The following is a 22,381-nucleotide window of genomic DNA, read 5'->3' on the forward strand; positions in this document are numbered from 1 at the left end:
CCGCGCCGTAGTGCGGCTAGGCGTCGAGCCACACATACTCGGAGAACGTGAACCCCATCATGCCTCCCGTCGGCATCGGCCGCAGCCCCTTCAGTCGCGAGTTCAACGCGTCGATGTTGCTGATGAATACCGGAATGCCGATGCCGGACTCCTCGTGCGCGATCATCTGGAGCTCACGATAGAGCTCCTTGCGCTTGGCGTCATCGGTTAGGCCCCGTGCTTCAACCAGGATCTTGTCGAAGCGCGGGTTGTTCCAATGTGCCTCGTTCCACGCGGCGTCGGACTTGTAGAGCAGCGAGAACAGCACGTCGGCGGTCGGACGCGGGTTGATGTTGCCGAAATGAACCGGCGCCTTGAGCCAGTAATTGGACCAGTAGCCGTCCGCCGGCACCTTCTGGATATCCAGGTTGAGGCCGACCTGCTGCGCAGCCTGCTGCAGCATGACCGCCATCTCGACCGACTGCGCGGCCGCCGGCGAGGCGATCACGGGAATGTTGGCGCCTATCATACCCGCTTTTTCCAACAGGAACTTCGCCTTGTCAGGATCATAAGGCCGCTGCGGAATGTCGGATGCATAGAAACGGTTGCTCGGCGGAACAGGCTGGTCGTTCGCGACCTCGGCATATCCCCGGAAGACCGCCGATTTGATCTGCTCGCGGTCGAAGAGGTATTTCATCGCCATCATGAAATCCGGGTTCTTGCCGGGTTCCATGTCCACGCGCATAACCAGATTGGTGTAGTTGCCGGCCGTAGTCGTCATCAGTTCGAAGCCGCCCACCCCCTCGACGAGCTGCGTGGAGCGTGGATTGATGCTGCCGATCAGATCGACATCGCCGGAAAGCAGCGCATTGACGCGGGCATTCTCGTCGGCGATGGCGAAGAACTCGACTTCGTCGAGATACGGGCCCTGGCCCTTCCAGTAGTTTTCGTTGCGCGCGGCGATCGAGCGCACGCCGGGTTCGAATTCCTTGCAGGTGAAGGCGCCGGTGCCCACGGCCGTCGTGAAATCGGTCGTTCCGTCCTTGATGATCAGGAAGTGGAACGTACCGAGGATCACCGGAAGGTCCGCGTTCGGGCCGCTGAGCACGATCGTGATTTCGTTGTCCGAAACTTTCTTCACTTCGGCGATCTGGTCGGCGAGCGCCTTGGCCTTCGAGCCGACCGCCGGATCCTTGTGGCGATTGAGCGAGTAGATGACGTCGTCTGCCGTCAGCGTCTTGCCGTCATGAAAGGTGACGCCCTTGCGCAGCTTGACCGTCCAGGTGACGGCATCGTCGGTTTCGAAGGCTTCCGCCAGTTCCATCTGCGGCGCGAGGGTCTCGTCCAGCCGGGTGAGGCCGTTGTAGAAGCTCGTGCACCGGACATAGTCGGTCGAAAGCGAAGACTTTGCCGGATCCAGCGTATCGGTGGTGCCGCTGGAATAGCCGGCGGCCCGAATGCGTCCACCCTTCTTCGGCGTGTCGGCATAGGCGCGCGTGGCGCCCGCAATGATGGAGCCGCCGAAAGCCGCAGTCATGCCGCCGGCCATCAGCATGCCCAGGAGTTCGCGCCGCGTGGCGCCGCGGCGGATCGCGTTCTCGACCATCGAGGCGTCGTTCGCGCTTAACATCGGGTTGTAGTCGGATTTCATCGTATCAGCCTTTCAACCATCCGGGCGGTCGCCATCAGGGCATGCGCCGGAGAACGTTACGGTTCATTCGAAGCGCCCTCAGGCGCGGCAGGCGATGATTTCAGGTCAATCTCGTTCCCATTGGTTTTGTATCTGTTCCCTCTAGTAGCTTGTTCTTCCGTTTATTATCCCGCGAGTCTAAGCCGCTCGCTTTTTCTTCCGCCAAACGGCGAAATCCAAGGGACCGCAGTCGACGGCGGCCACGTAAAAGCAGGGAAATGCGAAATTCCGCACAGCGTTCGCCGGGATAGGTTCAGCCTTGCCTGGCGGGCGTGCTTGAATTCCGGGCCATGTTTGCGTCGCTTGCATGTCCTGTTCCCCGTCCCTTCCGGGATCTGATATTCGCTCAAGTCTACGGGCTGCCGGTGGTTGAATTGACTGAACAGACGCCCATCGGCGGCAATGGATGCTGATCTCGATGGCAACACGGAATATCTTGCGCCGAGGGATCAGCGGGGCGACCGCACAGGTCAGCCGCAGAAGCGGCGGAAGGTGCGCAGCCAGTTGCCGCCCATGATCGCCGCGGTCGCTTCCCTGTCATAGCCGCGGTCGAGCAGACCCTGTGTAAGGTTGGGCAGTTTGGCCACGGTCTCGATGCCCACCGGATAGGACTGCCGCCCGAAGCTCGAGAGCGGGCCGAAGATGTCCGGGCGGCGCGTTCGCCAGGTAACGACGCTGGGCGGGGCCGCCACCGAAGCCTGCTCCTGATACTTTTCGACGTAGTCCACCCCGATGCCGACATGTTCGGTCCCGACCAGCCGGACGAAGTGGTCGACATGGTCCAGGAAATCGTCGAGCGTGGGCGTATCGTCGGCAAGCGACTGCGGCAGACCGCAGACGCCGATCATGCCTCCTTTCGCCGCCATCGCCCTGACGGTCGCGTCCTCGGTGTTGCGGCCGTTGCGGCGCAGGCCGTCGGCGTTAGAGTGGGTGCAGACCGGCGCGCGCACCAGGGCTGTCGCTTCGGCGCGCGTGCGATGACCGCAATGAGAGAGATCGATCATCAGGGGCAGCGCATCGGCCAGCGCGATCAGTTCCTCTCCGATATAGGTCAGGCCTGCATCGCGCTTTTCCCCGCAGCCGTCGCCAAAGGCGTTGGCTGTCGTGTAGGCGAGGCCGAAAATGCGCAGCCCCATCCGGGTCAGCAGTTCGAGCCGCCAGAGCTGGTCGTCCAGCATGCTGGCGCCCTGCGTGCCGACGACGACGCCGAGCTTGACCTCCTCCTTGGCCTTCACCATGTCGTCGGCCGTCAGGCAGAGTTTTAGGTAGGGGCTTTTCTCGATCGCCGAGAGGTTGCCCTCCATATTGCGCATGACCACGTCCCAGCTCTCCTCCAGGGCAAAGGTGACGTTCGTTGCATTGACGCCTCCGGCAAGCGTGCGCTCGGCATATTTGTCCTCCAGCACATAGGCGATGGATAAAGCGTCGAAAACGAACATCTGCTCATGGAACTTTCGCGTTTCCTCGCTTGCCACCACATGGCTGGCGCGGACGGCGGATATGACTGTCATGGAACTCTCCTCGTGCAATCAGGTCAGTGCCGGGATTGCCGCGTGCGCTGCAAACCGGCCGATGTGGAATGGGGCGATCGGCGTCGTCGCCGCGCCGCGATCGATCAGCTCGGCCATCACGTCGCCCACGCCCGGACCGAGCTGGAACCCGTGGCCGCAGAAACCGAAAGCGTAGTAGAGGCCGGGCACGCGGGCGCTCGGTCCCATGATCGGAATGTCGTCCGGCAGGTAGCTTTCTATCCCGCTCCACGAGCGGATGATGCGCGCCTTGGCGAGTGCGGGAACCAGGCGCTTGATCTGGCGCACCTGGTCAAGCAGGCGTTCGGGAAGAGCATAGGCGCGCCGGATGTCTGGAAAGGCCGGGCCTCTTATGCCGCCGCCGAAGACAACATTGCCGCGCTCGACCTGCCGGAGATAGACGACTTCCTCGGGGATCTTCGTCGAGACGCCGAGCACCGGCTGGATGCGATAGGGCAAAGGCTCCGTCACAGCCATCTGGGGGCCGTGCGCGGCGATCGGCACCGGCTCTTCGAACTGCCGCGACAGCAATCCACCCCACGCGCCGGCAGTGATCAGGGCGGCGGGAGCGCAAAATTTTGTGCCGTCGCTCGACACTGCCTCGAAGTCCTCGCCGGCCTTGCCGATCGACACGATTTCCGTGTTTTCAAACAGCTGAGCCCCGGCGCGCCGAGCCGCACGCCCGAAGGCCGGGGCGGCGAGCCGCGGGTTTGCGTGCCCGTCATGTGGCGAATAGGAGCCTGCGATCGCCTCCGGGCCGACATAGGGAAAGCGCGACCGAAGCGCCTTCGCGCTCAGGATTTCGAGTTCGAGCCCATGGTCCCTCGCCTTCTCGGCATAGGCTTCGATCACGCCGATCTGGCTCGGGTCGTAGCAGACCCGGATATGGCCCGTCGGCAGGAATTCGGCGTCCTCGCCGATGAACTCCTTCAGCCTGCCCCAGATTTCGCGCGAGCGGTTGGCAAGCGGAAGCTGCGGCAGGAAACGGCCCTGGCGTCGGACATTGCCGAAATTCACGCCGCTCGCCTGCTGCCCGATCAGGCCTTGCTCCAGGAGGATCACGGAGCGCCCGCGCTTGCGCAGGAAGAACGCCGCGGCCGCTCCCATGAATCCGCCGCCGACGACAACAACATCTGCCTGAAAGCGGCTCATGCCGGTTCAATCTCCTGCTTGCCGGTCGCGACCGGCAACGGCTTGACCGGCGCCTGGGCGCGCAGCCGGCCGACCTCCTCGACGGGAACGTTCGCCGCAGCCGCGATCACTTCCGCCGCGGCATGGCCGCAATAGCGGCCCTGGCAGCGGCCCATGCCGACTCGGCTGAAGGCCTTGGCGCGGTTAAGCTCGACGCCGCCTTTTTCGGTGACCGCCGCGCGCAGCTCGCCGGCAGTGATGTTCTCGCAACGGCAGACGACGGTGTCATCGCCGAGCTTCGCGGCAAAATGCGCCGGCCAGGGAAAGGCAGCAGCCAATCCGCGCCGGAACCGTTCCATTGCGTTTAGGGATCGGCGCAGCCCGGCCATCGCGCTCTTTGGAACCGGATGGCCCAGATCGGTGAGTGCGGCCAGCGCCGCAAGCCGGCCGGTGAGTTCGGCGCCATCGGCCCCTAAGGGGATCGCGCCGTCGCCGGCAAGATAGATACCGGGGATGCTGCTGCGTCCGTCTTCGTCCCTGACGGGGAAGAACTGCCTTGTCTCGGCATCGAAGCGGAACCCGCAGCGGGCAATGTCGGCAAGCTGCGTTTCAGGCCTGAGATGATAGCCAAGCGCGACGGCATCGCACGGGATCGTGTGGGCCTTTCCGCCGCGGTCGCGGTAGCGCACGCCCTCGACGCCGTTTTCGGAATGGCCCTTGATTTCCAGCGGCTCGATCCCGGTGCGGATTTCGACTCCCGACCGCTTCAACGCCCAAGTCAGGGCGAGCCCCTTGGCCAGCACCTCCGGCCTCACCATCAGCTTGGGCAGGGCCTTGAGACGCAGGTGGAAAGAGGATGTGTCGAGCACGGCCGCCACGTCCGCGCCGGCCTTCTTGTATTGCGCGGCGACCAAATAGAGCAGCGGCCCAGTACCCATGAAAACAACACGGCAGCCGATGGCGCAGGCCTGCGACTTCAGCGCGATCTGCGCGCCGCCGAGGCTATAGACGCCCGCCATGTTCCAGCCCTTGACCGGCATCAGCCGGTCCGCCGCTCCCGAGGCGATGATGAGTGCATCGAAATCGAGAACCTCCGCACAGGCGCCGCAAACAACATGCAGCTGCTTTTCCGAAATTCCCCAGGCGAGCGTCTCCGGCCGATAGTCGACGGTGTTTCGAAGGGCGTCGAACGTGCCGTGCAGGCTCTCGGCGCGGCTGGCCTCCGTTCCGTAAAGCACGGCGTACGATCTGCGGAAATTCTCCGGCTGTCGGCGATATATCTGCCCGCCATCGCGTCGGCCCTCATCGACGAGGATCGGCCGGAGCCCGGCGGCCACCAGCGTCTCGGCGGCGCGAACGCCGGCCGGACCGGCGCCGACGACGACTATGCGAGGACCGGCCATCTTGCCTCCGGGGCTTTGGTGAGGATACGCAAATCTTCAGTGACAACGGTCGTACAGGCGCGCAGGCGCTCGCCGGCTTCCGTCCAGACCCAGCAGTCCTGGCAGGCGCCCATGAGACAAAATCCGGCGCGATCGCCGTCGCCGAATTCCGATTGCCGAATGCTGCCTCGATTGGTCAGGATGGCGACGAGCAGCGTGTCGCCTTCGCGAGCCGCAGCCGTGCAGCCATCGACACTAATGAAAAGCTTGGCTCGCGCTTCCTCGCCCAGGCGCTGCAAGCGTGCGCGGCCGAAAGACAACATGGAACTGGTCTCCGTTTGTGGAGGATAAGAATTCCACGAGGGCACATCCTTGGCCAATACAGTATGTTTTGCCTTCCCAAACCTTAGGTTATGATAGAGGATGAACGCCAGGCATCTCGAGGTCTTCCGCGCCGTTATGCGCCACGGCTCGCTCACCGCGGCGGCGGAAGCGCTGCATGTCTCGCAGCCTGCGGTCAGCAAGGTTCTGCGCCACTTCGAAAGCGTGATCGGCTATCAGCTGTTCGAGCGCATCAGCGGGCGGCTCATCGCCACGGCGGAGGCACATCTGCTGTTTCAGGACGCCGATCGTATCTTCCGCGAGATCGAGGCGCTGAAGGTCTTTTCCAACCGCATTCGCGACAAGCAGTTGAGCCTGTTGCGTGTCGCCGCGAGCGCGCCGCCCACCTTTGCCCTGCTGCCGATCGCGGCGCTGCGCTTCCGGCGGCGCAATCCCGGCGCACGGCTGGTGCTGCAAACGCTGCCTGCGCAGGAGATCGCCGAGCGAATCCTTATCGGCGACGCCGATCTCGGACTGACGATGACAACACTTTCCGAGCCGCAGATCCGTAACGATGTCGTGGGCAGCGCCGAGATCGTCGCCCTGATGCCGCGCACGTCGCCATTGGCCGGCAAGGACTTCGTAACCCCTGCCGACCTTGCCGGGGAAACGCTTATCTCCTACGGGATCCAGACGACGGCCGGGCGGATGGTGATGCGCGCCTTTCAGGAGCATGGCCAAGTCTACGATCCGCAGATCGAGATCAGCCTTTCGATCGCGTCCGTACCTTTGGTGGCAAAGGGGCTGGGCGTGGCGCTTGTGGACGGGCTGATCCCGTGGGCGAGCTTCGGGGAGTTGGTGGTCCGCCCTTTCCGACCGCGTTCGGCGCTCGAGATCGTGCTCGTGTCCAGCACGACGCTGCCGCAATCACGTTTTTGCCGGGAATTCTCCCGCGACATTCAGGCGGTGATACATGACCTGGGAAGCGACAAGCCCGCAGAACTCGGCACGCAGGTTCCGATTGCAGGGCCGTAAAGACAAAGCCTGTACGACAAGGGCTCATGCGGCTTGCAGTCGGCGTGGATCACCCGAGGGTTTGGCTGGCCAATGCGTAGGCGATCGGATGATTCTTGGCGCCACTCGCCTGGCCGACCGCCAGACATCGGCCGAGCCACATGCTGGTCACGGTATCGAAAATCTGCAGGCCGGACCTCGCCACGAACTCCGGGAAAGCGCCTGCCTGCTGGCGCGTGTCGAGGCGCAGAAAACGTCCGGCGTGTTCGGCAACATGCGGCCGAGTGACTGCAACGGCATCGTCGTCGGTTTCGGCGATAACCGGTCCGACCACATGGCCGCGGCCGAAGCGGCGGCAAAGCGCGAACGCGCGAATGCGCTTGCGGCGCACGAGCGCCACCCCTTTCGACACCTCCAGCAACCGCGCAAGCAGCGCGGAACGGTCCACTCCGTAGGCGCTGCGGTCCAGAGCCACCAGTTCCGCTAGGTCGCCGGACGCGATGTCGCGCAAGGTCGCGCCGGCGGGCGGTCGTCCGATCTCAGGCGCCACTGCCTCTCCCTGGCACTGGTACACGGTTTTCGTGGCGGTGAACCCCATGGACAGGTAAAGCCGGCGCGCCGCCCTCGTGGCGTTCAACCCGAAATCGCGTGGGCCCGCCTGCGCCAGCACATGCTCCATCATCCACCGGCCGGCGCCGTAGGCCTGCAAACGCGGGGATGTGATGACCATGCCGATTGTCGCGAAATCGGGCCCATGCGGAAACCACATCGCTGTGCCGAGCGCGCGCCCGATCTCGTCCAGGGCGACTATTCCGTGACCCATGTCACGTATCATCCTCCAGTCCTCGGCACGGTGTGGCCAGCCGACACCCATCGAAAGGGCATGCAGCTTGGCAAGTTCGACATCCGCGATGTCGGCAATCTTCAGCTTGAAGGAACTGAGTACGATGGATTCTTCGGCCTTCAATGACATCTCTTCCCTAGGGAGCATGTGAATGGCGGGCACAGACTGGAATTCCGATCCGCTCTTGTCATGCCATGCGGACGGCATCCTTCATGGATCTTGCCTATCCAGTATCACCAATCGACGCCACAGAATCCGCTAGAGATGCGCCCGCATTCAAAACTTTCCACCGAAGCTGACCGGCTTTCCGCATTCCGGACCGGAAGCTGAGCCTATGCTTTAGCGGCATCGGCATTGAGCGGTTCTGCGTCGGCCAGTTCCCGCAACCAGCGGACGATCGACAGCATCGAAGTCCGCAAGCCAAGCGAGGAAATTGATGAACGCGGAAGAGATCCTTGCTCGACTGGTAGCCTTTCGGTCGGTGGTAGGCCGCCCGAACGGCGAGATAGTTGAGTTTATCCGCACCTATGCCGAACGCTTCGGCGCAAAGGTCACGGTGGCACCAGGACCCGAGGGCGACCGGGCGAACCTCTTCGCAACGATCGGCCCGGCGCATGTTGCGGGTTTCATCCTGTCCGGGCACATGGACGTCGTGCCGGCCGGCGAGCCGGACTGGACAAGCGATCCATTCGCGCTTCGCGCCGAAGGGCGGCGCCTCTATGGACGCGGCGCCAGCGATATGAAGGGTTTTCTGGCCTGCGCACTGGCCGCCCTCCCGGAACTTGCCGCTGCTCCGCTGGCCCGGCCCATCCACCTAGCCTTCTCCTACGACGAGGAGGCGGGATGCCGCGGCGTACGCCATCTGATCGATCTTCTCCCCCGGTTTTGCGCCAAGCCGGAAGGCTGCATTGTCGGCGAGCCGAGCGGGATGCGCGCGATCCGCGCCCACAAAGGCAAGGCTGCGGCGCGGATCGAAATTCGCGGCCGCTCCGGCCACTCTTCGCGACCCGATCGGGGACTGAACGCGATCCACGCCATGGCAGACCTTCTCGCAGAGGCCGTGCGCTACGCAGATGAGTTGAAAGCCGGACCCTTCAATACGAACTTCGCGCCGTCCTATTCCTCGCTCCAGGTTGGAACGATATCCGGCGGACAGGCGCTGAACGTGATCCCGGACTTTTGCTCTGCCGAGGTCGAGGCCCGCGCCATCGCCGGCGTCGCACCGGTGGCTTTGCTGGAGCCTGTAATGGCGGCAGCGGCAAGATTGTCCGACCGCGGATTCAAGGTGAGGTCAGAATTGCTTAGCGAATATCCCGCGCTCTCGCTCGCCTGCGATGCACCACTTGCCCGCCTGCTTGAAGAGCTCACCGGAGAGGAGCCACTCGCCGCCGTAAGCTACGGCACCGAAGCGGGGCTGTATCAGGCGGCCGGCGTGGAAGCGATCATCTGCGGGCCTGGCGACATCGCGCGCGCCCATCGGGCCGACGAATATATCGAGATCGGGGAGCTCGCCGCTTGCCAGCGTATGATCGAGGATCTGGGCGCGAGGCTTCGTCATTGAGCTGCCGCGACTGAGCCGGCGGTTAAATTCGGCGCGATCTGCCGTTGCCATCGGCAGCTTCGAAGCATCCTGCCGCAGCCGGTCGTCCAACATCAGGCCGTCATCAATTCTAGGAGCCTTGAATGGCCTTCCTGTTCAACTGCGATGCCGAACGGGCCAGGGTTTTCGCAGCCGAGTTCGCACGCGAATTGCCGGAGCTTCGCTTCACCGCCGACGCGGGCGGGATCGACCCGGCAGAGGTGCGTTACCTTCTGACCTGGACCGCACCCGACAATCTCGACCGCTACTCGAACCTGGAAATCCTGTTCTCGATCGGCGCCGGGGTGGACCAATTCCGCACCGACCGCTTGCCCGAAAAAGTCATGCTGGTGAGGATGGTCCAGGAAGGCATCATCCGCATGATGCAGGAGTACGCCACGCTAGCCGTGCTGGCGCTGCACCGCGACCTGCCGGGCTATCTCGACCAGCAGGTGCGAGGCGAATGGCGGGCGCGCCCGGTCCGGCAAGCGCAAGAGCGGCGGGTCGGCGTGCTCGGCCTCGGCATGCTAGGTACGGCCGTGCTCGACTGTCTGCGGCCGTTCGGCTTTGTCCTCTCAGGCTGGAGCCGGTCGCCGCGCGAAATCGCCGGCGTGGCTTGTCACAATGGCAAGACCGCGCTGCAAGGATTCCTTGCCGAATGCGACATCCTGATCTGCCTCCTGCCGCTGACCACTGAAACGCGCCGCTTGCTCAATGCCGATCTATTCGCCGCACTGCCCAGGGGGGCGAGCATCGTGCATGTGGGACGCGGGCAGCAACTCGACCATGACGCTTTGCTGGCTGCATTGGATAGCGGGCAACTCGCCGGCGCAGTGCTGGACGTGACCGATCCGGAGCCCCTGCCGGCGGATCATCGGCTCTGGCGTCACCCCCGGGTCATCCTGACCCCGCATATCGCCAGCGTGACGCCGGCCGCGGCTGCGGCGAAGGCCGTGATCGACAATATTCGCCGCCACGAAGCCGGGCTCGATCCCATCGGTCTCATCGACCGCGCCCGGGGCTACTAGCCCCTACCTCCCATCCAAAGGAAACCAGATGTCCCTGCTCAAGACGATCAATCCAAAGCCCCTCGATGCGCCGCGTGAGTCCAATCCGTCGCCCGACCGCCTAATCTGCGGCAACCCTTCATTCAAGACCTGGCCACAGGATGCAGCGCGCGAAGGAATGATCAATACGGGCATATGGGAAGCCACGCCCGGCGAAACGCGATCGATCAAGGGCGAAACTTTCGAGTTCTGTCACATTCTCGACGGCGTGATCGAATTGACCGAGGATGGCGGGGAGTCAGTCACTTACCGCGCGGGCGACAGTTTCGTGATGAAGCCTGGCTTCACCGGGACATGGCGGACGATCGAGACGGTCCGCAAGATCTACCTGACTGTCACTCCATGACTTCCCTCAGCTTCGACCCCGGCGCGCTTGCGCTCCCGCGGGGCCATTTCATCGGCGGGCGGATGATTCCGGCGACAGGGGCTCTCGCAATGCATCGTCCCTCGGACGGTGTGGCGTATGCCGACTGCCCGGTGGCCGGCGCGGATCTGGTCGACCAGGCTGTCGATGCGGCGAAGCATGCCTTGAAGGAAAGCGGCTGGGCGGGACTTCGCCCACGCGAACGGACACGCGCAATGCATCGCTGGGCCGACCTGATCGAGGCCGAAGCCGTGACGCTCGCGCGTCTCGAGGCTATCGCCTCGACGCGCCCGATAGGTGAGCTCATCCAGGGCGACATCGCGGTCACGGCGGAGCAGATCCGATTCTTCGCCGAATTTGCCGACAAGGAGGACGGCGACCTGGTACCGACAGGCGACGACAGTTTCGGCATGATCCTGACGGAGCCCTACGGCGTCGTCGGCGCGATCACGCCGTGGAATTACCCGCTCGCCATGGCAGGCTGGAAACTTGGGCCGGCGCTGGCCGCCGGCAATGCCGTGGTGCTCAAGCCCTCTGAACTGACTCCCTTTTCCACCCTCTACATGGCCGAGCTTTCCGTTCGCGCGGGTCTTCCCGCGGGCCTCATCAATATCGTGCTCGGCGATGGCGCCACCACCGGCAACGCAATCACCGGACATCCGGACATCGGCAAGGTGAGCTTTACCGGATCAACGGCCGCGGGCGCGGCGATCATGGCCAACATCGCTCGTACGGGGATCAAGCCGATGACGCTGGAACTCGGCGGCAAGAGCCCGCAGCTCGTCTTCGCCGATGCCGATCTCGAACTGGCGGCAGGCGCCATCGCCCGCAGCATTCTGTCGAATGCGGGCCAGGCCTGCGTCGCGGGGTCGCGGCTGATCGTCGCCGAAGCGGTGGCGGAGCCGCTGACGCTGGCCGTCATCGGCCATATGGCGAGGATCAGCCCAGGACCGACCTGGGACGAGGCAACGCGATATCCCCCGATCATCTCCGAACGCCAGATCGGCCGGATCGACGGTATTGTCCAGGGTGCCGTCGCGGGCGGGGCCGAATGCCTTGCTGGAGGCGGCAGGCTCGACCGCGAAGGTTATTTCTACGCCCCTACCTTGCTTGCCGGCGTGAGCCAATCCTCTCCCGCCGTGACGGAAGAGATTTTCGGCCCGGTACTGACCCTCCAGACCTTCGCCGATGAAGAGCAGGCGTTGGCGCTCGCCGACCATCCTGAATACGGGCTGGCTGCGGGCGTGTTCACCCGCGAACTCTCCCGCGCCATCCGGGTCACGAAAAGGCTTCAAGCCGGCACTGTCTGGGTCAACCGCTACGGCCGCTCGCGCGACCACATTCTGCCGACCGGCGGCTACAAGCGGTCCGGCATCGGCAAGGATCTCGGACGCGATGCCTACCTGGCAAACCGCCGGTCAAAAAGCGTGCTGATCAGCCTTTGATGGAAAGACAGGATATGAAAAGCTATTCGATCGCCTTGATCCCCGGTGACGGCATCGGCAACGAGGTCACCGACGCGGCCTGGCAGCTGCTGGAGGCTGCCGCCGGCAATTCGGGTTTCGCGCTGGTGAGCAAGCGGTTCCCGTGGTCCTGCACCTACTACAAGCAAACCGGCGCGATGATGCCCGCCGATGGGATCGAGATGTTGCGCGGCTTCGACGCCATACTTCTAGGCGCGGTCGGCTGGCCCGCGGCGGTGCCGGATTCGGTCTCGCTGCACGGGCTGCTCCTGCCGATCCGAAAAGCCTTCGTGCAGTATGCAAATATCCGCCCGCACCGGCTGCTGCCGGGGGTGGAGGGCCCGCTCAAAGCCAAATCCTTCGACATCCTGTGCATCCGCGAGAACACCGAAGGCGAATATTCAGGGGCGGGCGGGCGGGTGCATCAAGGCACCGGCGATGAGGTGGCGGTGGAGACCTCCATCTTCACCCGCAACGGCGTCGAGCGTATCCTGCGCTTCGGCTTCGAGCGGGCGCGGTCGCGGCGCCGCAAGCTCGCCTCCGTCACAAAGTCGAATGCACAGAAATACTCGATGGTGTTCTGGGACGAAATCACGGCGCGGCTTGCCGCTGAATATCCGGACGTCCAGGTGACGAGCTACCATATCGACGCGATCGCCGCGCGTATGGTGATGGCGCCGGAAAGTCTCGACGTGGTCGTCGCCTCCAACCTCTTCGGCGATATCCTCACCGATCTCGGCGCGGCGATCCAGGGCGGCCTGGGATTAGCCGCCTCAGCCAACGTCAACCCCGACCGCAGCGCACCCTCCATGTTCGAGCCGGTCCACGGCTCGGCTCCCGACATCGCCCATTTGGGCATCGCCAATCCGATCGCCGCCATCTGGTCGGCGGCCATGATGCTCGAGCACTTGGGTGAAGGCGCCGCTGCGGCGAAGATCATGACCGCGATCGAGGTTACGACAGCGCGCGGCATCGGAACCGTCCCGGGCAAGGACCGCACGGACGCAATTACCGGCGCAGTGCTGGCGGCGCTCAAATGAAGGGTGGACGAATGGACGCGTTGAAGGACAAGGGACTGTTCCGGCAGCAATGCCTGATCGCCGGCGCATGGCGCGATGCGGCCTCGGGCGCTACGGTCGAGGTGAAAGACCCGGCGACGCAGGCCGTGATCGGCACCGTGCCGGATGCGAGCGGCGCCGAAACCCGTGCCGCCATAGAAGCCGCATCGAGGGCATTCGGTTCGTGGCGCGAGAAAACGCACGCCGAGCGCGCCATGCTGCTCGAGGCCTGGCACGACCTTATGCTCGAAAACCTCGAGGATCTGGCACGGATCCTGACGCTGGAACAAGGCAAGCCGCTTGCCGAGGCCCGCGGCGAGATCCGCTACGGCGCGTCCTTCGTCAAATGGTTCGCGGAAGAAGCGCGGCGGATCGGTGGAACGACCATCCCCTCGCCCACCCGCGATCGAAGGATCGTGGTACTGAAGGAGCCCGTCGGCGTGTCGGCGATCATCACGCCGTGGAACTTTCCCAATGCGATGATCACCCGAAAAGTCGCGCCGGCGCTGGCGGCGGGCTGCACGGTCGTCGTCAAGCCGTCGGAATTCACGCCCTTTTCTGCGCTGGCGCTCGGCGTGCTGGCCGAGCGGGCCGGAATCCCGGCCGGCGTCATCAATATCGTTACCGGCATGCCGGCCAAAATCGGCGCGGAGCTGATGGCCAACGAGACGGTGCGCAAGATCTCCTTCACCGGTTCGACCCGCGTTGGAGCGCTGCTGATGCGCGGGGCGGCCGATAGCATCAAGCGCCTCAGCCTGGAGCTCGGCGGCAATGCTCCGTTCATCGTCTTCGATGACGCCGATGTCGATCTCGCGGTCGAGGGCGCCATCGCCTCAAAATTCCGGAACGGCGGGCAGACCTGCGTCTGCTCGAACCGCATTCTCGTGCAGGCGGGCGTCTATGAGGCGTTCGCCAAGAAGCTTGCCGCCCGGGTATCAAGCATGAAGGTTGGCCCCGGCACCGAGCCGGACGTCGAGATCGGCCCGATGATCAATGGCGCGGCCATCGAGAAGATCGAACGCCATGTATCCGATGCGCTCGCCAAGGGTGCACGCGTACTTTCGACGCGCCCGGCCATGCCCGGCGGCGGACAGTATGCGGCCCCGGTGGTGCTTGGCGGCGCCACGACGGAGATGCTGCTCGCCAGCGAGGAAACCTTCGGCCCCGTCGCGCCGCTCTTCCGGTTCGAAACAGAGGCCGAGGCAATCGCCATCGCCAATGGCACGCCCTTCGGTCTGGCCGCCTATTTCTACACCGAGAGCCTGAAGCGGTCGTGGCGGGTGGCGGAGGCGCTGGAGTTCGGCATGGTTGGACTGAACACCGGCGCGATCTCCACGGAAGTGGCTCCCTTCGGCGGCGTCAAGCAGTCGGGCCTCGGCCGCGAAGGCGCCCAATGCGGCATCGAGGAGTACCTGGAAATGAAGAGCTTCCACATCGGCGGGCTGGCCTGACGGGCCCGCAGGAAGCAGACGGCATGGACACCCGTCCGTGCCGTGCGCCTTACTGAAAGCGGTCGAGGGTTTTGTAGTAGAGCCCGACGAGCGGCAGGAACCACGGCTTGCCGAAATGCCCGGGAACCGCCGGCCAAGCGAGGCCCTTGACCGGGTTGCGATCGGCCCTGCCCAGAATGGCGTCCGCCAGGACGATTCCCATATACGTGGACATCTGCGCGCCATGGCCGGAATAGCCCATGGCATACCACAAGCCGTCGGCGAAGCCCGCGCGCGGGAAGCGGTCCTTGGTCATATCGACCAGCCCGCCCCAGCAGTAGTCGATTTCCACCCTGGCGAGATGCGGAAAGATCGCCGCAAGGCTTTCGCGCAGAATCGCTCCACTCTTTGCGTCGGAGCGCTGATCGGACGTGGCCGAAAACCGCGCCCTGCCGCCGAAGATCAACCGGTCGTCAGGTGACAGGCGGAAGTAATTGCCGATATTCATCGAGGTGACAAAGGTTCGATTGCCCGGCACGGTTGCGGCGATCTCGGCCTCCGACAGCGGCCGGGTGGCGACGATGAAGCTGCCAACCGGCACGATGCGCCGACGGAAATAGCCGAACGGACTGGACGTGTAGGCGCCCGTCGCCAGAAAGACATTGCCAGCGGTGACGCTGCCGCGTGGCGTTTTAAGCTGGTGCTCGCCGGCCGAAGACGTCACCCCCGTCACCTGCGCGTTTTCGAAAATCGCCGCCCCGTGTTTGGCGGCCGCGCCGGCAACACCGGCAACGAAGCGCCCCATATGCATCATCGCACTTTTCTTCGACAGCATCGCGCCATGGAAGGATGTGGAGCCGATTTCGCGCTTCAGATCGGCCGCACTCAAAAGCTCCGTATCGGGGTCCACTTCGCGATGGACCGCCTCGAAATTTCGGGCGATCTGATCGAAATGCCCCGGTTTCGACGCAAGCTTCAGCTTGCCGGAGCGGCGGAAATCGCAATCGATCCCCTCCTCCGCCACGATGCGCTCGATCGTGTCGACTGAGGCATCGAAGGCGCGGTAGAGCGCCGCCGCGCGTTCCGCCCCAAGCTGCGCCTTGGCGGCCAGGAAACTGTGCGCCAGGCCATTGTTGAGATGCCCGCCATTACGGCCCGAGGCCCCGGATCCGACGGTGTTCGCCTCCAGCACCACGACCTTGGCGCCCGCCTTCGCCAGATGCCGCGCGGCCGCGAGCCCAGTGAAGCCGCCGCCGATCACAGCCACGTCGTAGCGGCCCTCGACCGGCCCGGCGGCCGCGCCTGTGAAAGCCGGAGCGGTGTCGTGCCAGTAGGATTTGAACTGCATGGCCGGATCCCTCAGAGCCCGACGACGCCGGGCAGGCCCGATATGTCTCTGATCTCCGTATATTCATAATAGGGGTTGGCAGGCTCATGGCCGCGATTGACCCAGACCTTGTGCTTGACGCCCAGATCGTAGGCCGACATCAGATCGTAGCGGAACGACGACGAGCAATGCAGCACGTCCTGCGGGTCGCAGCCGAGCATGTCGAACATGTATTCGAAGGCCTGCAAGCGCGGCTTGTAGGCATTCGCCTGCTGCGCAGTATAGACGGCGTGGAACGGCGCGCCGAGCTTTTCCACATTCGACATGATCTGCTCGTCCATCGCGTTGGACAGGATCACCAGCGGGATCTCCTTGGCCACTTTCGCCAGTCCGGCCGGCACGTCCGGGTGAGGTCCCCAGCTTGGCACCGCATCGTATATTGCTCGAGCGTGCTCCGCACGGAACGTCACACCGTTCTTGCGGCAGGTCCGCTCAACCGCATTGTGAATGACCTCGTTGTAGGGTTTCCAGTCGCCAAGGATCTCGTCCAGCCGGTAGGCCGCGAAATTCTTGATGAACTGCGCCATGCGCGGGGCGTCGAGTTGCTCGCCATAGATCTTCTGAGCGGCCTCGGCCATCTGGAAGTTGGTGAGCGTGCCGTAGCAGTCGAAGGTGATGTATTTGGGCCGAAACTGGGTCATGTGATGCATCCTTCCAGGGTGCTAACGGGGCTTTGCGATCCAAGTCATCATAGGCAGGAGCGCGGCGGCCCGATGACCGCAATTGCAGCTATCGGGAGCAGATTGTTCCGTATCGCCGTCGGCATTTGGCAGAGAGTTGCGCGGCCGCCGGTTTGCCGGCCCGCACCATCACGAGTGGTTTCACTCCACTACCGCACAACCGGCATAAGATGCGGCTTCCCCCGGCCAGGACGGAGAAAGATACCGCGCGTTCCGCGTCCTCGGGACGATCTTCTTTGCGACCGGGTCTATCACAGAAGGCACAACCATCCGGGACAAACCATGCTCACGACATCAATCGAGCTTGTGGACTTCACGCGAGAGCACCTCGACGGCGCCTTGCTCCTTTCGCGTCAAGCGGGGTGGCCCCACAGGCGCGAGGATTGGGCCATGATGCTGACGATCAGCGGCGGCGTTGTCGCGCTCGACGGCGACCGGGTGGTGGGAACGGCGCTGGTTACGCGCTACGGTCGGGCAACGGCCGCGATCAATATGGTCATCGTCGACACCGCGACGCGCGGGCACGGGATCGGCCGCAGGCTCATGAACTTCGCCCTCCAGGCCAGCGAAGGCCGTGACTGCCGGCTCACAGCAACGCAAGACGGTTTGCCGCTCTACGAGAAGCTCGGATTCCGCGCGTGCGGCGAAATCCTGCAGCATCAGGGAATTGCGCGAGAGGCTGCCATAGCCCGAACGGGCGTGGATTGGGCGACAGCCGATGACATCGCCGCAATCGCCAAGCTCGACCAGGCGGCCTTCGGCGCGGACCGCGGCGCGCTGATGGCGCTTTTGTGTGAACAAGGACGCTTCGCGGTGCTGCGGCAGGAGGGGCGGCCAAGCGGTTTCGCCGCCATCCGCAGTTTCGGACGCGGCGAAGTCGTGGGACCGGTGGTGGCGGCGACGGGCAACGACGCCCGCATGCTTATCTCATTCCTCTGCGCTGCCCGTCCAGGCGCCTTCCTGCGCGTGGACACACCTCGGACATCCGGCCTGGCGGCTTGGCTCGCGGAACAAGGCCTTGCCCATGTCGGCAGCGGCATCGCCATGCGCAGGGGCGCTCATGCGTCCGGCCAAGCAGCCGGCGTCCAGACCTTCGCACTGGCCAGTCAGGCCCTTGGATGAATTCGGAGAGACAAATGCTGAGAAATTCCCTGGTCGAACTCGACCGCGCCCATCTGGTGCATCCCGTCGCCTCCTATCGCGGCCACGAAAGGCTTGGGGTACGCATCGTGAAGAGCGGCTCGGGAGCAACAATCACCGACGCCAGCGGCCACAGGCTGATCGACGGCTTCGCGGGACTGTGGTGCGTGAATGCAGGCTATGGCCAGGACAGCATCGTCGAAGCAGCCACGCGCCAACTGCGCGAACTGCCCTACGCCACCGGCTATTTCGGTCTCGGCTCGGAGCCTGCCATCAGGCTTGCGGCGGAACTCGCCGAGCGCGCGCCTGGCGATTTGAACCATGTTTATTTTACGCTCGGCGGCTCCGACGCCGTGGACAGCACGATCCGCTTCATTCGCTATTACTACAATGCCAAGGGCATGCCGCAGAAGGACCAGTTCATCTCGATCGAGCAGGGCTACCACGGTTCCTCTACCGTGGGAGCGGGGCTTACCGCCCTGCCGGCCTTTCATGCCGGCTTCGGTGTGCCGCTGGACTGGCAACACAAAATACCGTCGCACTACGTGTACCGAAACCCGGCCGGCAGCGACCCGAAGGCGATCATAGCAGCCTCCTTGGCTGCCTTGCGCCGCAAGGTGGATGAACTGGGAGCGGAGCGCGTCGCCGCATTCTATGCGGAACCGATACAGGGCTCGGGCGGCGTCCTCGTCCCACCCCATGGGTGGATGAAGGCGATGCGCGATCTTTGCCGGGAGCTCGACATTCTTTTCGTCGCCGACGAGGTGATCACCGGATTCGGCCGGACGGGTCCGCTCTTTGCGTGTTCCGAGGATGGCATCGTGCCGGACCTGATGACCGTCGCCAAAGGCCTGACTTCCGGTTATGCGCCGATGGGGGCGGTTCTCATGTCCGACAGGGTCTACGACACCATCGCCGACGGCGCGGGCGCTTCCGCAGTTGGCCACGGCTACACCTATTCCGCCCATCCGGTCAGCGCTGCGATCGGCCTGGAGGTCTTGAGGCTTTACGAAGCCGGCCTGCTGGAGAACGGCAGGAAGGCAGGAGCGCGGTTGATGGAAGGACTGCGGAGCCTATCGCAGCACCCGCTTGTCGGCGATGTGCGCGGACGCGGCATGCTGGCCGCGATCGAATTGGTGGTGGACAAGGAGCGCAAGACACCGCTTCCGGGCAGCGCCGATCCGTCGCGGCGGATATTCGATCGCGCCTGGGATAACCGGCTGGTTGTGCGCGCCTTCGGCAATGGCGTGCTCGGCTATGCTCCGCCACTCTGCTGCACGGATGACGAGATCGATGCCATCGTCGAGCGAACCCGCATGACGCTCGATCAGACGCTCGAAGATCCGGACGTGCGCGCAGCAATGGCTTGAGTGTGAAGAAGAATCATCGAACCAGGAGCGTCACGTGACAAAGATACTTCGCGACTTCAAATATCTGACATTCGACGTCGTCGGCACCCTGATCGACTTCGAAGGCGGCATCACCAACTGCCTCGCGGAGGTCGCCGCCGAGGCGGGTGTTACGGTCGACGGCGAGACTGCCCTGAGGCTCTATCGCGCGGCCAGATATGCGCCCAATGCCGGCCGCTTCCCGGATGATCTCGTCAGGGTATATGAGGTGATAGCACCGGAGCTCGGCCTGCCCGCCGAACGCCGGTATAGCGAGCGGCTACGCGATTCCGCGAGAAGCTGGAAAGGCTTTGCCGACAGCACCGAGGCCCTGGCCCGGCTGGCAAAGCGCTATCGCCTGATCGCCATGACCAACGCGCAACGCTGGGCCTTCGAATACTTCTCACGCGAACTGGGCGATCCTTTTTACAAGGGCTTCACGGTCGATGACACCGGCACGGAAAAACCCGATCCGGTGTTCTTCGAGAAGGTTTTCGCGTTCGTCGAATCCGAGGGCAATTCGCGCCACGACATCCTGCACGTCGCCCAGAGCCAATACCACGACATCGGCATTTCGCGGAAACTCGGGCTGACCAATTGCTGGATTCAGCGGCGCCATGCCCAGGAAGGCTATGGCGGAACCATCGAGCCGGAAAGCTTCACCGAGCCGGACTTCCATTTCACTTCGATGGCAGAGCTGGCGGACGCCGTGGAGCGGAGCCAAGCCGCCTAAGCGAATTCGGGCGAGGGCTGCTAAACCGGGAACAGGCTCTTCAGCGGCAGGTGCGATTTGACGATCGGCGATTTCAGCACGACGAAGCTGAAATATTTGTCGATGCCGATATCCATGTCCGTCAGGCGCTCCATGATCGCCTGATATTCGGCGATCCCGGCGGTGACGAATTTGAGCAGATAGTCGTAACCGCCTGAAACGAGATGACATTCGACAACCGAATCGACCTTCTCGATGGCTGCAAGGAACCGCGCGAAGTCGATCTGGCGGTGGTTTTTCAGCGTCACCTCGGTAAAGACGGTAAGCGTCTGCCCCAGTTTTGCGATGTCTATCTGCGCCGAATAGCCGACAATATAGCCTTCGGCCTGGAGCTTTTTCACCCGCATCAGACAGGGGCTGGCCGAAAGATTCACCAATCCCGCCAGTTCCACATTGGTGATCCGGCCGTCTTTCTGCAATTCAGAAAGTATCTTGATGTCGATCCGGTCGAGTTTCATGCGCGATTTGCTCGGGTCGGTGCCGCAGGCTTACTCGAAGCAGATTATGCTGAACCGACTAAGGAGCAAAGAGCAAACCGCTGGGTTTCTCGACGCATTACGCATAGCAGAATTCCCCGTTGACGTTTCGCGCAACCAAAGGAAATGCTGCCTCCCGCCCATCTGCGGCAAATGTGCTTCCGCCCGTGCGATAATATGGTCGCACGATCGGAGACCCAAATGCCTGCCCCGCTCCTTCACATCGAGACAACACCCGCCCTGCCCGAGACCGCCGACGTCGTCGTGATCGGCGGCGGGATAGTCGGCGTATTCGCAGCATATTACCTGGCGCGGCGCGGGGTGCGGGTAGCGCTTCTGGAAAAGGGCCGGATCGGCGCCGAACAGTCCAGCCGCAACTGGGGCTGGTGTCGACAACAGAACCGCGACGCCCGCGAACTGCCAATGGCGACGGCAAGTCTGGCACTTTGGGAGGCTCTCGCCGGCGAGATTGGCGAGGATCCGGGGTTCCGGCGTTGCGGGCTGCTTTATCTCAGCAACAACGAGGCCGAGATAAGCGGCTGGGCACGCTGGCGCGATTTCGCCCGCAGCGTCGGCGTCACCACGCACATGCTCAGTCCCTGCGAGGCCACGGCGCACGGGAAGGCGACCGGCCGGAATTGGAAGAGCGGCGTCTTCTCACCTTCGGACGGGACGGCGGATCCATCGCGTGCCGCGCCGGTGGTGGCGCGCGGCATCCTGAAGGCTGGGGGAAGCGTTCATCAGATGTGCGCCGCCCGAGGAATCGAAACGGAGGGCGGCCGCATCGGCGCGGTCATTACCGAGCACGGGACGATCCGCACGAAAACTGTCGTGCTGGCCGGCGGGGCCTGGGCCTCCTCATTTTGCCAGCAATTGGGCATCCGCTTCCCGCAAGCGTCGGTGCGCTCCTCGATCCTTTCGGTTGCTCCCGGATCCAAGGGGCTGCCCGATGCGCTGCATACTTCGGAAATCTCGGTCACCCGCCGCGGTGACGGCGGCCATACGCTCGCAATCAGCGGCCGCGCCAGCGTCGATCCGACACCGCAACTGTTCCGGTTTGCGCGCGAATTCGTGCCGATGTTCTCCAAGCGCTGGCGTTCCCTCGTCCCCGGCGGCCTGCAGGCGTGGCAGGCAAAGCATGAAACGCTGACGCGCTGGCGGCTCGACGCCCCCACGCCAATGGAGCGAACCCGCATTCTCGACCCAAGGCCCGATCGGAGGCTGATCCGGACAACACACCAGCGGGCCTGTCGATTGCTGCCGGCGTTGCAGCAGGTGGAAATTTCGGCCGCCTGGGCCGGTTATGTCGACAGCACACCGGACGGAGTCCCGGCGATCGGTGAGATTCAGAGCCTGCCGGGCTTCATCCTCGCGGCTGGCTTCAGCGGCCATGGGTTTGGCATAGGTCCCGGTGCAGGCCATTTGATCGCGGATCTCATCACCGGATCCGCTCCGATAGTCGATCACCTGCCCTACAGACCCGAACGCCTCGATGCATCTGCATGGGGCCAGGTAGCGGAGTTTTGAAGGCTGATCTAAACCATCTCCGGCATGCCAGAGGCTGACAATCCCGAACCACTATCATCTTAGTTATCCATCGGTATTCACCGACGTATCTGTGATAGCCCCGAAAGCTTCTCGCTTGGGTTCTGTGCGCGTTTCCGTAGGATTGCCAGTAGCCCACCAT

The 22,381-nt window shown here is 63.8% G+C and carries 20 protein-coding genes; 11 read left to right on the forward strand and 9 right to left on the reverse strand.

The window, feature by feature from the left end; all coding sequences use genetic code 11:
* Positions 1 to 16: 16 nt before the first annotated feature.
* From AC0NID_RS27915 to AC0NID_RS27935, 5 genes are all read right to left on the reverse strand, one after another.
* Positions 17 to 1,630, reverse strand: a complete 1,614-nt coding sequence (locus tag AC0NID_RS27915; RefSeq protein ID WP_473457546.1) for an ABC transporter substrate-binding protein — start codon at positions 1,628 to 1,630, stop codon at positions 17 to 19.
* Positions 1,631 to 2,139: 509 nt separating this feature from the next.
* Complete coding sequence (locus tag AC0NID_RS27920) at positions 2,140 to 3,180, reverse strand: membrane dipeptidase (protein WP_473457547.1); 1,041 nt, start codon at positions 3,178 to 3,180, stop codon at positions 2,140 to 2,142.
* A gap of 18 nt (positions 3,181 to 3,198) precedes the next feature.
* On the reverse strand, positions 3,199 to 4,350 hold the full coding sequence (locus tag AC0NID_RS27925) for an NAD(P)/FAD-dependent oxidoreductase (protein ID WP_473457548.1): 1,152 nt from the start codon (positions 4,348 to 4,350) through the stop codon (positions 3,199 to 3,201).
* Positions 4,347 to 5,732, reverse strand: coding sequence for an FAD/NAD(P)-dependent oxidoreductase (locus tag AC0NID_RS27930; RefSeq protein ID WP_473457550.1), 1,386 nt, complete (start codon positions 5,730 to 5,732; stop codon positions 4,347 to 4,349). Before AC0NID_RS27930 ends, AC0NID_RS27925 begins: the two co-directional genes overlap by 4 nt.
* Positions 5,714 to 6,034, reverse strand: coding sequence for a (2Fe-2S)-binding protein (locus AC0NID_RS27935; RefSeq protein ID WP_473457551.1), 321 nt, complete (start codon positions 6,032 to 6,034; stop codon positions 5,714 to 5,716). Before AC0NID_RS27935 ends, AC0NID_RS27930 begins: the two co-directional genes overlap by 19 nt.
* A 136-nt stretch (positions 6,035 to 6,170) precedes the next feature.
* Between AC0NID_RS27935 and AC0NID_RS27940 the strand changes: the two genes are divergently transcribed.
* Positions 6,171 to 7,067, forward strand: coding sequence for a LysR family transcriptional regulator (locus AC0NID_RS27940; protein WP_474033347.1), 897 nt, complete (start codon positions 6,171 to 6,173; stop codon positions 7,065 to 7,067).
* A 49-nt stretch (positions 7,068 to 7,116) separates the two neighbouring features.
* Here AC0NID_RS27940 and AC0NID_RS27945 read toward each other — a convergent pair whose 3' ends face one another.
* Positions 7,117 to 8,019 (reverse strand): GNAT family N-acetyltransferase, encoded by a 903-nt coding sequence (locus AC0NID_RS27945; RefSeq protein ID WP_473457554.1) that lies wholly within the window; start codon positions 8,017 to 8,019, stop codon positions 7,117 to 7,119.
* Between the two features lie 307 nt (positions 8,020 to 8,326).
* Between AC0NID_RS27945 and argE the strand changes: the two genes are divergently transcribed.
* The 6 genes from argE (at position 8,327) to AC0NID_RS27975 (ending at position 14,872) form a co-directional block, all read left to right on the forward strand.
* Positions 8,327 to 9,451: an acetylornithine deacetylase gene (gene argE / locus AC0NID_RS27950; protein ID WP_473457556.1), complete on the forward strand. Its 1,125-nt coding sequence runs from the start codon at positions 8,327 to 8,329 to the stop codon at positions 9,449 to 9,451.
* Between the two features lie 122 nt (positions 9,452 to 9,573).
* Positions 9,574 to 10,497, forward strand: coding sequence for a 2-hydroxyacid dehydrogenase (locus AC0NID_RS27955; RefSeq protein ID WP_473457557.1), 924 nt, complete (start codon positions 9,574 to 9,576; stop codon positions 10,495 to 10,497).
* Between the two features lie 28 nt (positions 10,498 to 10,525).
* Positions 10,526 to 10,882 carry a cupin domain-containing protein gene (locus AC0NID_RS27960; protein WP_473457558.1) on the forward strand — a complete coding sequence of 119 codons (357 nt, stop codon included), beginning with the start codon at positions 10,526 to 10,528 and terminating at the stop codon, positions 10,880 to 10,882.
* Entirely contained in the window at positions 10,879 to 12,345 is a 1,467-nt protein-coding gene (locus tag AC0NID_RS27965) for an aldehyde dehydrogenase family protein (RefSeq protein ID WP_473457559.1), read from the forward strand. Before AC0NID_RS27960 ends, AC0NID_RS27965 begins: the two co-directional genes overlap by 4 nt.
* A gap of 14 nt (positions 12,346 to 12,359) precedes the next feature.
* The gene (locus tag AC0NID_RS27970; RefSeq protein WP_473457561.1) at positions 12,360 to 13,403 is read left to right on the forward strand and encodes a tartrate dehydrogenase; all 1,044 of its coding nucleotides are present in this window, start codon (positions 12,360 to 12,362) and stop codon (positions 13,401 to 13,403) included.
* Positions 13,404 to 13,414: 11 nt separating this feature from the next.
* A complete protein-coding gene (locus tag AC0NID_RS27975) occupies positions 13,415 to 14,872 on the forward strand; it encodes an NAD-dependent succinate-semialdehyde dehydrogenase (protein WP_473457562.1) in 1,458 nt (485 codons plus the stop codon).
* A 49-nt stretch (positions 14,873 to 14,921) separates the two neighbouring features.
* On the opposite strand, the gene AC0NID_RS27980 is transcribed toward AC0NID_RS27975, so the two are convergent.
* Positions 14,922 to 16,199: an NAD(P)/FAD-dependent oxidoreductase gene (locus tag AC0NID_RS27980; protein WP_473457563.1), complete on the reverse strand. Its 1,278-nt coding sequence runs from the start codon at positions 16,197 to 16,199 to the stop codon at positions 14,922 to 14,924.
* Between the two features lie 11 nt (positions 16,200 to 16,210).
* Positions 16,211 to 16,879 (reverse strand): haloacid dehalogenase type II, encoded by a 669-nt coding sequence (locus tag AC0NID_RS27985; protein ID WP_473457565.1) that lies wholly within the window; start codon positions 16,877 to 16,879, stop codon positions 16,211 to 16,213.
* 321 nt (positions 16,880 to 17,200) lie between these two features.
* On the opposite strand from AC0NID_RS27985, the gene AC0NID_RS27990 reads away from it, so the two are divergent.
* Genes AC0NID_RS27990 through AC0NID_RS28000 form a run of 3 tightly spaced genes read left to right on the forward strand, consistent with a single transcriptional unit; the run spans position 17,201 to position 20,179 of the window.
* Positions 17,201 to 18,040, forward strand: a complete 840-nt coding sequence (locus AC0NID_RS27990) for a GNAT family N-acetyltransferase (protein WP_473457566.1) — start codon at positions 17,201 to 17,203, stop codon at positions 18,038 to 18,040.
* 14 nt (positions 18,041 to 18,054) lie between these two features.
* Positions 18,055 to 19,428, forward strand: coding sequence for an aminotransferase class III-fold pyridoxal phosphate-dependent enzyme (locus AC0NID_RS27995; RefSeq protein WP_473457567.1), 1,374 nt, complete (start codon positions 18,055 to 18,057; stop codon positions 19,426 to 19,428).
* A 34-nt stretch (positions 19,429 to 19,462) separates the two neighbouring features.
* On the forward strand, positions 19,463 to 20,179 hold the full coding sequence (locus AC0NID_RS28000) for an HAD-IA family hydrolase (protein ID WP_473457568.1): 717 nt from the start codon (positions 19,463 to 19,465) through the stop codon (positions 20,177 to 20,179).
* Between the two features lie 20 nt (positions 20,180 to 20,199).
* On the opposite strand, the gene AC0NID_RS28005 is transcribed toward AC0NID_RS28000, so the two are convergent.
* Positions 20,200 to 20,676 (reverse strand): Lrp/AsnC family transcriptional regulator, encoded by a 477-nt coding sequence (locus tag AC0NID_RS28005; protein WP_473457569.1) that lies wholly within the window; start codon positions 20,674 to 20,676, stop codon positions 20,200 to 20,202.
* Positions 20,677 to 20,895: 219 nt separating this feature from the next.
* Between AC0NID_RS28005 and AC0NID_RS28010 the strand changes: the two genes are divergently transcribed.
* Complete coding sequence (locus AC0NID_RS28010; RefSeq protein ID WP_473457570.1) at positions 20,896 to 22,221, forward strand: NAD(P)/FAD-dependent oxidoreductase; 1,326 nt, start codon at positions 20,896 to 20,898, stop codon at positions 22,219 to 22,221.
* The last annotated feature ends 160 nt before the right edge of the window (positions 22,222 to 22,381 follow it).

The organism is Mesorhizobium sp. WSM4821, from assembly GCF_055901555.1.